At 59.3% G+C, this 11,715-nt stretch carries 8 protein-coding genes and 3 tRNA genes; 7 read left to right on the top strand and 4 right to left on the bottom strand.

Annotation, left to right across the window (positions count from 1 at the left end):
* Nucleotides 1-331: 331 nt before the first annotated feature.
* Nucleotides 332-1,396: a 3-deoxy-7-phosphoheptulonate synthase gene (locus tag ORL50_RS18105; protein ID WP_266016966.1), complete on the bottom strand. Its 1,065-nt coding sequence runs from the start codon at nucleotides 1,394-1,396 to the stop codon at nucleotides 332-334.
* A gap of 679 nt (nucleotides 1,397-2,075) precedes the next feature.
* Here ORL50_RS18105 and gacA point away from each other — a divergent pair.
* The 5 genes from gacA (at nucleotide 2,076) to ORL50_RS18080 (ending at nucleotide 5,395) form a co-directional block, all read left to right on the top strand.
* Nucleotides 2,076-2,717: a response regulator transcription factor GacA gene (gacA, locus tag ORL50_RS18100; RefSeq protein ID WP_082069126.1), complete on the top strand. Its 642-nt coding sequence runs from the start codon at nucleotides 2,076-2,078 to the stop codon at nucleotides 2,715-2,717.
* A 1-nt stretch (nucleotide 2,718) separates the two neighbouring features.
* Nucleotides 2,719-4,542, top strand: a complete 1,824-nt coding sequence (uvrC, locus tag ORL50_RS18095; protein WP_266016976.1) for an excinuclease ABC subunit UvrC — start codon at nucleotides 2,719-2,721, stop codon at nucleotides 4,540-4,542.
* 32 nt (nucleotides 4,543-4,574) lie between these two features.
* Entirely contained in the window at nucleotides 4,575-5,135 is a 561-nt protein-coding gene (gene pgsA / locus ORL50_RS18090; RefSeq protein ID WP_045058294.1) for a CDP-diacylglycerol--glycerol-3-phosphate 3-phosphatidyltransferase, read from the top strand.
* 63 nt (nucleotides 5,136-5,198) lie between these two features.
* A tRNA-Gly gene (locus tag ORL50_RS18085) sits at nucleotides 5,199-5,274 on the top strand.
* 47 nt (nucleotides 5,275-5,321) lie between these two features.
* Nucleotides 5,322-5,395: transfer RNA gene (locus tag ORL50_RS18080), tRNA-Cys, on the top strand.
* Between the two features lie 122 nt (nucleotides 5,396-5,517).
* Here ORL50_RS18080 and ORL50_RS18075 read toward each other — a convergent pair.
* Together ORL50_RS18075 and ORL50_RS18070 are read right to left on the bottom strand one after the other, a co-directional pair.
* Nucleotides 5,518-6,636, bottom strand: a complete 1,119-nt coding sequence (locus ORL50_RS18075) for a formylglycine-generating enzyme family protein (protein ID WP_266016961.1) — start codon at nucleotides 6,634-6,636, stop codon at nucleotides 5,518-5,520.
* 31 nt (nucleotides 6,637-6,667) lie between these two features.
* Nucleotides 6,668-9,184 (bottom strand): arylsulfatase, encoded by a 2,517-nt coding sequence (locus tag ORL50_RS18070; protein WP_266016959.1) that lies wholly within the window; start codon nucleotides 9,182-9,184, stop codon nucleotides 6,668-6,670.
* Nucleotides 9,185-9,617: 433 nt separating this feature from the next.
* Between ORL50_RS18070 and ORL50_RS18065 the strand changes: the two genes are divergently transcribed.
* Both ORL50_RS18065 and ORL50_RS18060 read left to right on the top strand, forming a co-directional pair.
* A tRNA-Leu gene (locus ORL50_RS18065) sits at nucleotides 9,618-9,702 on the top strand.
* 227 nt (nucleotides 9,703-9,929) lie between these two features.
* Nucleotides 9,930-11,003 carry an NAD(P)-dependent alcohol dehydrogenase gene (locus tag ORL50_RS18060; RefSeq protein ID WP_266016958.1) on the top strand — a complete coding sequence of 358 codons (1,074 nt, stop codon included), beginning with the start codon at nucleotides 9,930-9,932 and terminating at the stop codon, nucleotides 11,001-11,003.
* A 72-nt stretch (nucleotides 11,004-11,075) separates the two neighbouring features.
* Here ORL50_RS18060 and ORL50_RS18055 read toward each other — a convergent pair whose 3' ends face one another.
* Entirely contained in the window at nucleotides 11,076-11,657 is a 582-nt protein-coding gene (locus ORL50_RS18055; RefSeq protein WP_266016957.1) for a cytochrome b, read from the bottom strand.
* Between the last annotated feature and the right edge of the window lie 58 nt (nucleotides 11,658-11,715).

Here is an 11,715-nt window from a genome sequence, read left to right as displayed (position 1 = left end):
TTGGAAAAGCGCCAAGTAACCAAACGCTTTTTGCCCCTCCACTTGGCACCTCGCCTAGGCTCGGTGTGCCCGAACGCAGGCATTGCGCAGCGGGTCGCCGCGATGGGCCGTCCCTGGCCCAGCGCGGCTAAACCGGCATCCTTGCCGGTTTCCCCGCTGCGCAATACCTGCGTTCGGCCAGCGTGGTTAATGGGGCGTCCGCGATCAACAACCGTGCCGTGGCGGCCTTCGGGCCGACCAAGGCGTCAAGCCGGCGCGCTGCGCTTGTTTGCGTGTGCAGCCCGAATACGCCATCGTCAAAACGCCACCCAGCGTTCTCATGCAAGCAACGTTAACGCCTGATCCGCAGTGCAGCCTCACGCAACAGCCGCTCCGTAGCACTCCAGCCCAGGCAACCGTCGGTCACCGACACGCCATACTGCAAAGCCCCTCCCAACGGTTGGCAGCCTTCAAACAAATGGCTTTCGATCATCATCCCAATCAGCGAGCGATCACCCTGCAGGCGTTGCTCAAGCACCTCATTGAATACCGCCGGTTGCCGCAGCGGATCCTTGCCACTGTTGGCGTGGCTGCAGTCGACCATGATTCGCGGCGGAATTTTCAGGCGGGTCAAGTCGCTGTTTACCTGGGCTACGCTGGCGCGATCGAAGTTCGGGCCGCGATGGCCGCCACGCAACACCAGGTGGGTGTCGGGGTTGCCCGGGGTCTGGATGATCGCCGGGTGGCCCTGGCTGTCGACGCCGAAATGGCGGTGCGGGTGTGCGGCCGAGCGCATCGCGTCGCTGGCGACGGCGACGCCGCCATCGGTGCCGTTTTTGAAGCCGACCGGCATGCCCAGGCCGCTGGCCATTTCCCGGTGGATCTGCGATTCGGTGGTGCGCGCGCCTATGGCCACCCAGCTCAGCAGGTCATCGAAGTAGCCTGCCGCCATCGGTTGCAGTAGTTCGGTGGCGATCGGCAAACCGAGCCGCAGCATTTCGCGCATCAATTCCCGCGACAGCGTGAGGCCGCCAGCCATGTCATCGCTGCCATCCAGCTGGGGATCGTACGCCAGACCCTTCCAGCCAACAGTCGTACGCGGTTTTTCGACGTAGGCGCGCATCACCAGCAGCATTTCGTCGCTGACTTCAGCGGCCAGGCGTGCAAGGTTGGCGGCGTATTCGAGGGCGGACTGCGGGTCATGAATCGAGCAGGGACCGACAATCATCAGCAGGCGGGAGTCTTCACCGTTGAGGATCGCGCGGACTGCGTTGCGATGCGTGGCGACTTGCTGGATCAGGGCGTTACTGAGGGGCAATTGCTGCTTGAGTTGCAACGAGCTGGGCAGACGCAGGGTCAGCGCTTCGTTGGCAGGGCTCAGGGTGGACAGCGGCAGAGCGGAGACGGACGAGTTCATATTCAGGCTTCCTGGGCGAGTGGCGGGTGCGTTCCCGCGCGCTCGGCCCTACTGGGGTGTTCGACAATTAGCCGGATTGGCTGCGTGTGTGTGCTTGCCACCTGTGGGTGACCGATCGGAGGCGGCAGGCTGTCCCGAGCGGAGGCTGGTAAATCGCCAGGTGGTAAAAGTGTCGTAACGGTAATAAGTGGCGTAGTTCATTGGATAATCCTCAAGGTGTCTGGTGTGAAGCTGAAAATGTGTGGAGCCGAAAAAAACAAAACCCCCGGTCGGGAGGCCGACCGGGGGTTGAGAAAACTCTGGTGGCGACCCGTTTGCAGTGGGCGCCGTGTGGGTATCAGGCGCGCCAGTGGCTAAACCAATACCCAAAATAAAAGCTGACCGGAGCACAGGCGCCATTCACCCGCGCAGCCGCAACCGAGCGCGGGGCGCTGGCGGTACGAAGCTGTGGATGGGTGTTGAACATGGTCTGTCTCCGATGGATGGATCGAGCTTACTAGAGGCTGGTGCACGGATTCAATCAGAAATTGCCATTGTCCGCACAATTCCCTGGAACGCGCAGGCAACAAGCCTTACAGAACGTATTGATACTTTTAATATGGCGCTTGGCGCTAGGTCTGGCAGGCGCTTTTTGCTAAGGTGTCCGGCAACCACAAAGACCATTGCGTGAGGTGTCTGCTTGATTAGGGTGCTAGTAGTCGATGACCATGATCTCGTTCGTACAGGCATTACACGAATGCTGGCTGACATCGATGGCCTGCAAGTGGTCGGTCAGGCCGAGTCAGGGGAAGAGTCCCTGCTCAAGGCGCGCGAGTTGAAACCCGACGTGGTTCTGATGGATGTGAAGATGCCCGGCATCGGCGGACTTGAAGCCACCCGCAAGCTGTTGCGCAGCCATCCCGATATCAAGGTGGTCGCGGTGACCGTGTGCGAAGAAGATCCGTTCCCTACCCGGTTATTGCAGGCCGGGGCGGCGGGTTACCTGACCAAGGGCGCCGGGTTGCCGGAAATGGTCCAGGCCATCCGCCTGGTATTTGCCGGGCAGCGCTATATCAGCCCGCAAATCGCCCAGCAACTGGCAATCAAGTCATTCCAGCCCACCAGCGACTCACCGTTCGACGCATTGTCCGAGCGGGAGATCCAGATTGCGCTGATGATCGTCGGTTGCCAGAAGGTGCAGATCATCTCCGATAAATTGTGCTTGTCACCGAAAACCGTCAACACCTACCGATACCGCATTTTCGAAAAGCTTTCGATCAGCAGCGACGTCGAGTTGACGTTGTTGGCGGTGCGTCACGGCATGGTCGATGCCAGCCTCTGAAATGACTGAAACTTTCGATCCCAGCGCATTTCTGTCCACGGTAAGTGGGCGCCCTGGTGTGTATCGCATGTTCGACAGCGATGCGCGCCTGCTCTACGTCGGCAAGGCCAAGAACCTCAAGAGTCGGCTCTCCAGCTACTTTCGCAAGTCCGGCCTCGCGCCCAAGACGGCCGCGCTGGTAGCGCGTATCGCCCAGGTCGAGACGACCATCACGGCCAACGAAACCGAGGCATTGTTGCTCGAGCAGACGTTGATCAAGGAATGGCGGCCGCCCTACAACATCCTGATGCGCGACGATAAGTCCTATCCGTATGTGTTTCTTTCGGATGGTCAGTTCCCAAGGCTCAGCATTCATCGTGGCGCCAAAAAGGCCAAGGGCAAGTATTTCGGCCCCTATCCCAGTGCGGGGGCCATTCGCGAAAGCCTGAGCCTGCTGCAGAAGACTTTTTTTGTTCGCCAGTGTGAAGACAGCTACTACAAGAACCGCACGCGCCCGTGCCTGCAGTACCAGATCAAGCGCTGCAAGGCGCCCTGCGTAGGTCTGGTTGAGCCTGAGGTATATGCCGAGGACGTCCGCCACTCTGTGATGTTCCTCGAAGGTCGCAGCAACGCCCTGACCGATGAATTGTCTGCGGGCATGGAAGAAGCCGCGATCAATCTCGAGTTCGAACGGGCGGCCGAGTTGCGCGACCAGATCTCCCTGCTGCGCCGGGTCCAGGATCAGCAGAGCATGGAAGGCGGGACCGGCGACGTCGATGTCATCGCCGCGTTTGTTAACCCGGGCGGTGCCTGCGTGCACCTGATCAGCGTGCGCGGAGGCCGGGTCCTTGGCAGCAAGAATTTCTTTCCGCAGGTGGGTATTGACGAAGACGTTTCAGAGGTCATGGCGGCTTTTCTCGGTCACTACTTCATCAGCAGCCCCGAGCGCGACTTGCCCAGCGAGTTGATCGTCAACGTGGTGCATGAAGACTTCCCGACGTTGATCGCGGCGATTGAAGAGCTGCGCGGTCGGGAGTTGTCCATCAGTCATCGGGTGCGTGGCACCCGGGCACGCTGGCAGCAATTGGCGGTAACCAATGCCGAACAGGCCCTGGGTGCGCGCCTGGCCAACCGGCAACATGTTGCGGCACGTTTCGAAGCCCTGGCAGAAGTGTTGAACCTCGACGAGCCGCCGCAGCGCCTGGAGTGCTACGACATCAGTCACTCCAGCGGCGAAGCCACCGTGGCCTCCTGCGTGGTGTTCGGCCCCGAAGGACCGATCAAGGCCGACTACCGACGGTACAACATCGAAGGAGTTACCGCAGGCGATGACTACGCCGCCATGCACCAGGCCCTGACCCGGCGCTTCAGCAAACTGAAGGAGGGGGAGGGCAAGTTGCCGGACATTCTGCTGGTGGACGGGGGCAAGGGTCAGCTCTCCATGGCCCGCGACGTGCTCAATGAGCTGGCGGTGCCCGACCTTATCCTGTTGGGCGTGGCCAAGGGTGCAACCCGCAAGGCCGGGTTTGAAACCCTGTACCTCAACGATGCTGCCCATGAATTCACCCTGCGCGGCGATTCACCGGCCTTGCACCTGATCCAGCAGATCCGGGACGAAGCCCACCGATTTGCCATTACCGGTCACCGTGCGCGGCGTGGTAAAACCCGTCGCACCTCTACGCTGGAAGGCGTAGCCGGAGTCGGGCCGACCCGTCGACGTGATTTGTTGAAACATTTTGGTGGATTGCAGGAGCTGTCTCGTGCCAGCATCGAAGAGATCGCCAAAGCTCCCGGAATCAGTAAAAAGCTCGCAGAGTTGATTTATGCAAATCTACACAGCGAGTAGAATGCCACCTCACCTCGTAGCCAGTTGTGCCGATGAATATCCCTAATCTGATTACCGTTTTACGCGTCCTGCTCATCCCGATCTTTATTTTGCTGTTCTACCTGCCTTACCAGTGGAGCTATATGGCCTCCGCGTCGGTCTTCGCATTTGCCGCCGCGACGGACTGGCTGGACGGGTATCTGGCCCGCCGCCTGGAACAGAGCACTCCGTTCGGGGCGTTTCTCGATCCGGTGGCCGACAAGCTGATGGTTGCCGTCGCGCTGGTGCTGCTGGTGCAGGAACATGGCAACCTGTGGCTCACGCTGCCAGCCGCCGTGATCATCGGGCGCGAAATTGTCGTGTCTGCATTGCGCGAGTGGATGGCCGAGCTCGGCGCCCGTGCTCACGTAGCGGTGTCGAACCTGGGCAAATGGAAAACTGCCGCGCAAATGCTTGCACTGGTCATCCTGTTGGCCAACCCATCGGATTTCACCTTCTGGGTGTTGGTGGGGTACGCTCTGCTGCTGATATCGGCTGGCCTGACTTTGTGGTCGATGGTCCAGTACCTGCGGGCTGCCTGGCCGCATCTGAAGACCGAGGTTGAAAAGAAATAAAACTTTTTTGAATCAAGGGGTTGACGGGGCTTCTGGATTCTATAGAATGCGCCACACCAAGACGCGGGAATAGCTCAGTTGGTAGAGCACGACCTTGCCAAGGTCGGGGTCGCGAGTTCGAGTCTCGTTTCCCGCTCCAAGTTTGTACACATTTGATGTTGCGCTACACGACACCAAATGTTTTGAGGCCGAGTAGCAAAATGGTTATGCAGTGGATTGCAAATCCACCTACGCCGGTTCGATTCCGACCTCGGCCTCCACTATTAAAAAACCCGTAACTCAGTGAGTTACGGGTTTTTTTTGCCTGCAAAAAAGTAAGGTGCTCTTCACCATGAAGCCGCGTTGCTGCGCCATGGGGGCGGCGAGAATGGCACCCGCCTATTTATTTTTTCAACGGTGCTTTTTCCCACTGATCACGGCTCATCGCTAAGCGAAAGCCGAGATGGGACATGGAGTTCATAGGGTCGGCACCCTGCCGGGCACTGGTTCGAAAGCTCGTACAGTAGCTGTCGCTGCAAAGAAACGAACCACCTCGGATCACTCGTTGGGGGGCGTTGGCCGTTACACCGAGTTCCGGGTCGTAGCTGTCGGATGGCCCCATCGGGTTCACTGCCACCGCACCCGCCGGCTGATGGCCGACGCTAAACGCATCGGCACGGTACCAATCGGCGACCCACTGCCAAACGTTGCCCGACATGTCGTAGAGCCCGTAGGCGTTAGGTCTGTAACTGCCTACTGGTTTGGTGCCGATCTTGAATTTTTCAATGGCCCCGGTCACGGGAAACGGTTGCACCTCATCCCAGGTGTTGGCCATCTTTTCTCCACCGGGCGAGAAATCAATGCCCCACGCATAGGTCGCTTGTTCCAGTCCGCCTCTGGCGGCGTATTCCCATTCAGCTTCGGTCAGCAGCCGCTTATGCGCCCATTCTGCGTACGCCTGTGCGTCCTCGCGTGAAACCTGAACAACTGGATGGGTTTCCTTGCCCTCGATCGTACTGTCGGGGCCCAACGGGTGGCGCCAGTCGGCCCTCGGGACAAACGCCCACCACTGACTGAAGTCATTCAGAGGGACTGGTCTGTCCGTGCCGACGAAAACCAACGCCCCAGGTACCAGGACACTGTCGTCCGGTTTTGGAGTACCTGGCGGTAGCTGTACCTTCAGATCGTCCCATTCGGGTTTGCGTTCGGCGGTGGTGACGTAATGCGTTTCAGCGACGAAACGGCTGAAATCAGCATTGGTGACGTCGTAGCGGTCGATCCAGTAGCCATCGAGTCGAACCTTGTGAGCCGGTCCCTCATTAGGTCGCGCTTGCTTATGATCGCTGCCCATCAAAAACTCACCCGCAGGCAGCCAGACCATGCCCACGGGTCCATTTATCCCATCACCGAGTGTCAAGGGCGCCGGCCCGCGAACGTTCTGGTACACAGCAAACGCCAGGCCGGTCGACACTACCGCGACTGCAACCAAAGCAAACCCCAACCGCTGTTTCGTGATAAGCATCTGCGCTCCCGTTGGTTTCTGCAGGTTGTGTTCAATCGCGCTGTGCCTTCGCGTCCATTGCCGCCTGGAGCTTCTTGATGTCCTCGGGTGACAGTTGCGGGCGATCGACCTTGATCGTCAGCTGGTTGAGTTGGGCGGTCAGCGGGAAGGGCGGTTGGTAGTCCGTATCGTTCACTCCGGTCAGTGTGTCGGATCCGATGTCGAATGCTTCGTCCCACTGGAGGATCATCGGCAGCGTGCGCTCCATGCGTTGTGTGGCGACTACTTGGTCATCCACCTTGAGCGTGCCAGTGCCGGGCTGGGCGAGGCCGCTGAAGTCGTTGAACTCGAGTGTGCCCACACCCGTTCCGTCGTACTTGAAGTCAAACTCGATCATGTGCCGGCCCGGCGATAACGCCTCAGTGCCTTCCCATTTCACGCGTTGCATATCAATCAGGTTCCACAAGAACACGGGTTTGCCCTTGAGCAGGTAGAAACCATAGCCGGCGAACCGTCCGCCGGACGTCAGGATCATGCCCTCGGCGCCACCCTGCGGCACTTCAATGTCGGCGCTAATGGTATAGGAGGTGTTTAGCAGCAGTGGCGAGTCGCCCTGCGGCAATCCGGTCATCGGCTTCTTGTAGACGAACTCCGTGCGCCCGGCGGTGATGTTCGGGCGCGGTGCAATGATCCGCGCAGCCACCGAGGCGTCCAGCGGCAGAACCTGGTACTTCCTGGCCTCGGCGATGAACATCTGCTTCATCTCTTTGACCCTGTCCTGGTTCTCAGCAGCGAGGTTGTCGGTCTGGTTGAAGTCGGTGTTCAGGTTGAAGAGCTCAAGCTCCTGGTTGTTCAGCGGATCGGCATTGGCCGGACCAAAAGCTTCCCACGGCGCACGATTGACCTTCGTGCTCAGAAACCAGCCGTCCTTGTAGAGGGCCCACTGGCCCATCATTTCAAAGTATTGCGTCGTGTGCTGGGACGGCGTCTTGGCATTTTTCGCATCGAAGGTGTACAGAAAGCTCGTCCCCTCGATCGGTTTCTGCGGGATGCCGTCCACCGCATCGGGCGCTCGGATGCCGATCGCCTCGAGAATCGTGGGCACCACATCGATCACGTGCACGAACTGCTCGCGCAGACCGTCCTTGTCCTTGATCTGCGCCGGCCATGACACCACCATGTTCTGGTTGATGCCGCCGAGCTGCGAGGCATTTTGCTTGAACCAGGAAAACGGTGTGTCGAAGGTCCAGGACCAGCCGGCCGACATATGGTTGTAGGTTTGCTCGGTGCCCCACACGTCGTAGAACTTCATCTGCTGCGCGACCGGCACACTCACGCCGTTGAAAAATGCGACTTCGTTGGGTGTGCCGAGTGGTCCACCCTCGGCACTGGTGCCGTTGTCGCCGTTGATATAGATGACCAACGTATTGTCGAGCTGGCCCAGGTCCTCGACCGCCTGGACGACGCGACCGATCTCACTGTCGCTGTAGGCGACATAGGCGGCGAAGACTTCGGCCTGGCGGATAAAGAGTTTCTGCTCCTCGGCCGTCAGTTGGTCCCAGTCTTTAAGCACATCTTTCGGCCACGGGGGCAACTTGGCATCTTTAGGCACCACCCCCAGACGCTTCTGGTTTTCGAAAATGCGCTCGCGCACTTTGTTCCAGCCCTCGTCGAAGAGTTTCATCTGGCTGATCTTGTCTACCCACTCCTTGGTGGGGTGGTGCGGCGCGTGCGTGGCGCCGGGCGCGTACTTGATGAAAAACGGTTTGTTGGGGTCGATCTGATGGATGCGTGTCATCCAGTCGATCGCGTCATCGGCCATCGCCGTGACCAGGTTCCAGGTGCCGGGCGGCTTGCCAAGGAACGGATAGATTTGGGTCGTATTGCGGAACAGGTTGGGCTGCCATTGATTGGCATCGCCACCGACGAAGCCGTAGAAGTACTCAAAGCCCATGCCGGTTGGCCATTGATCGAAAGGCCCGGCCTGGCTGGCAGCGAAGACGGGGGTGTTGTGGTCCTTACCGAACCAGGAGGTGGAGTAGCCGTTGTCACGCAGGATGCGCCCGATAGTTGCCTTGTCCCGGTCGATGATGCTGTTGTAGCCGGGGAAGCCGGTCGACTGCTCGGAGATCACACCGAAGCCCGCCGAGTGGTGATTGCGCCCAGTGATCAGCGCGGCCCGGGTTGGCGAGCACAGCGCCGTGGAGAAGACCCGGTTGAAGCGCAGGCCTTGCTGTGCGATGCGATCCATTGTCGGGGTAGGAATAACGCCACCGAAGGTGCTGGGTACGCCAAAGCCGGCGTCGTCGGTGATGATCAACAGCACGTTGGGCGCCCCTTTCGGTGGAACCACGCGGGGCGACCACCAGGGTTTTGAATGCAGGGCGTCTTCCTGAATGACGCCCCCAAATTTCGGATCGGGTGGGGGCAGTTGCGTACCGCTGATATTGATGGTGGCACTGGGTGCACCCAGCGTGCCGGTCACTTGCTCGGCAAATACGGCGGGCGCTCCCAGGAAGACGCCGACCATCGCAGCACAAAGGAAAGCGATCAACTTGAAGGGGCGCATAGCTCTTTGCTCCATTCGGAACTGTTCGAGTTCGATGGGCACGCTCAGAACTGCGGGGCGTAGGTTGTTGTGGCACAGCCATTGAAGCGTAGACGCGCAATCCTCAACGATAGTGCGGATTGGCCCTCATTGGACGGGCGGTAGTGCGGGGCGGTTGATGGCGGATTTCATGACCCCATTAACGCTGCGCTATTGAGGTTCGTAACGGAGATTGAAAGCAGTTTTTCGCCAAACTGATCGAGGCAAAGGAATGCAGGAGTGTATTTTATCTGACCAGGCGATTGATTCCGCCTTTACCGCCCAGGCAAGCCAGGTCGTCCAATGCTGACTTGGTAAAAACATTTTGATGCACGTAAAGGTTGCCTAATGTCCTAAGTGATTGATTCTGGTTTTATTTTAGGGTTAAATCAGCGCCTGCTTTTGCATTTCCCATGCCCCGATGGTGAAATTGGTAGACACATCAGACTTAAAATCTGCCGCCGCAGGGCGTGCCGGTTCGATTCCGGCTCGGGGCACCACTTCAAACTCCGCTGCATCTCCCCAATTCCATCCCTGTCACTTGGGTCTTAGCGACTCTGGCCTTACCGCCCACCCCCCCCAGAAGCTGCATGGCATCTTGTAGAGTAGATGTTCCAGCGTGCTGGCGACTAATCCGTCCATAGTAATCAACCTTTCGTCCGTCGCGCCGGCGCAGTCCTGGCTTCGTGCTGAACTATTACGCACGCAGAACGAATCGGGGATCACCATGGCGACCATGAAAGCGGCAGTTTTCGTTGAAAAAAACCGGATTGTGTTGAAGGACAAACCCGTCCCCGAGGTCGGGCTGCTGGATGCGCTGATCCGTATCACCACCACGACCATTTGTGGTACCGACGTGCACATCTTGCGCGGCGAGTATCCAGTGGCCAAAGGGCTGACTGTGGGGCATGAGCCGGTAGGCGTGATCGAACGGCTGGGGTCTCAGGTGCGCGGCTTTGTCGAGGGGCAGCGGGTCATTGCCGGCGCCATAACGCCCAGCGGGCAAAGTTACGCGTGCCTGTGCGGTTGTGCCTCGCAGGATGGCCCCGACACAAGTCATGGCTTTCGTGCCACGGGCGGCTGGAAGTTCGGCAACATCATTGATGGCTGCCAGGCCGAGTACGTGTTGGTGCCAGACGCAGTTGCCAACTTGTGCCCAATCCCGGATGGCCTCAGTGATGAGCAGGTGCTGATGTGCCCGGACATCATGTCCACCGGCTTTTCCGGGGCGGAGCGCGGCGAGGTGAGCATCGGCGATACCGTTGCCGTGTTTGCTCTCGGGCCAATCGGCCTCTGCGCAGTCGCCGGTGCACGTCTCAAGGGCGCGACCACCATCATTGGCGTTGATGCCGTGGCGGAGCGGATGAGCGTTGCGCGGCAGTTGGGCGCGACCCATGTGGTCAATTTCAAGGACGGCAACGTCGTCGAGCAGATCATGGCCCTGACCGATGGCCGTGGTGTCGATGTGTCTATCGAGGCGCTGGGCACTCAAGGGACTTTCGAGTCCGCATTGCGGGTTTTGCGTCCTGGCGGCCGGTTGTCCAGCCTCGGCGTTTACTCCAGTGATCTGCGCATTCCACTCGATTCCTTCGCCGCCGGACTGGGGGACTACAGCATCGTCACCACCCTGTGCCCCGGAGGCAAGGAACGCATGCGGCGCTTGATGGCGGTGGTGAATAGCGGCGGAGTCGACCTGTCGCCACTGGTGACTCACCGTTTCAAACTCGACGACATTGAAGCGGCCTATGAGTTATTTGCTCACCAGCGGGACGGTGTGATGAAGGTGGCGATCACGCCGTGAGGGTGTGTGACGCCCGGCTTGAGTTATTGCATGCCTATGACTGGACGGCCTTGTATGCCCAGGACTTGTCGGCTACTTGGAATGCCTCTGCAGTTTGGTGCTGGGCACAAAGCGCTTGGGCAGGATTCGGGTGAGGGTGTTATCGCGCATCCAGTAGTGATGAAAAATCCCGGCGCAGGCATGCAAGCCAATCACCCAGTAGCCGGCGTTGCCCAACCATTCATGCCAGTCCTTTAATTGCTTGGCCAGATCGGGATTCAGTGCGATGGGCGAGGGCAAAGTAAAGGCGAAATACGGGATCGGTTTACCGGCAGCACTGAGCATCAGCCAGGCGAGCAGCGGCGGCACGATCATCAGCCCATACAAGGCCAGGTGGGTGAGGTAGGCGAGCGCATTTTGCCAGGCAGGGGGGCGAGGCGTGATGGGCGGGCGTTTTTGCAAGCGACCCAGTAACCGCACCCACACCAAAGTGAAAATCGCCAGTCCAAAAAGGGCGTGGGTGCCCAGCAGTACACCCTTTAATGGATGCTGACGAGGAAGCCAGCCCCTGATTTCGATACAGGCATAGACCCCGACAAACAGCCCGAGCATCAGCCAGTGCATGGTGATTGAGAGTTTTGCGTAGCGGTTGTGAGCGAGTAAATCGCCAGTCATGACGGGCCTCCGGAGCGTTATTGTGGCGGCGGACTCATGCGCGCAGCCTGGTTTTGAC

This window comes from Pseudomonas sp. RIT-562 (assembly GCF_026241895.1).
In the GTDB taxonomy this organism is placed as follows: Bacteria; Pseudomonadota; Gammaproteobacteria; order Pseudomonadales; family Pseudomonadaceae; genus Aquipseudomonas; species Aquipseudomonas mandelii_F.
The sequence above is the reverse complement of the archived record's forward strand: the minus strand, read 5'-3'. Positions and strand labels throughout refer to the sequence as shown.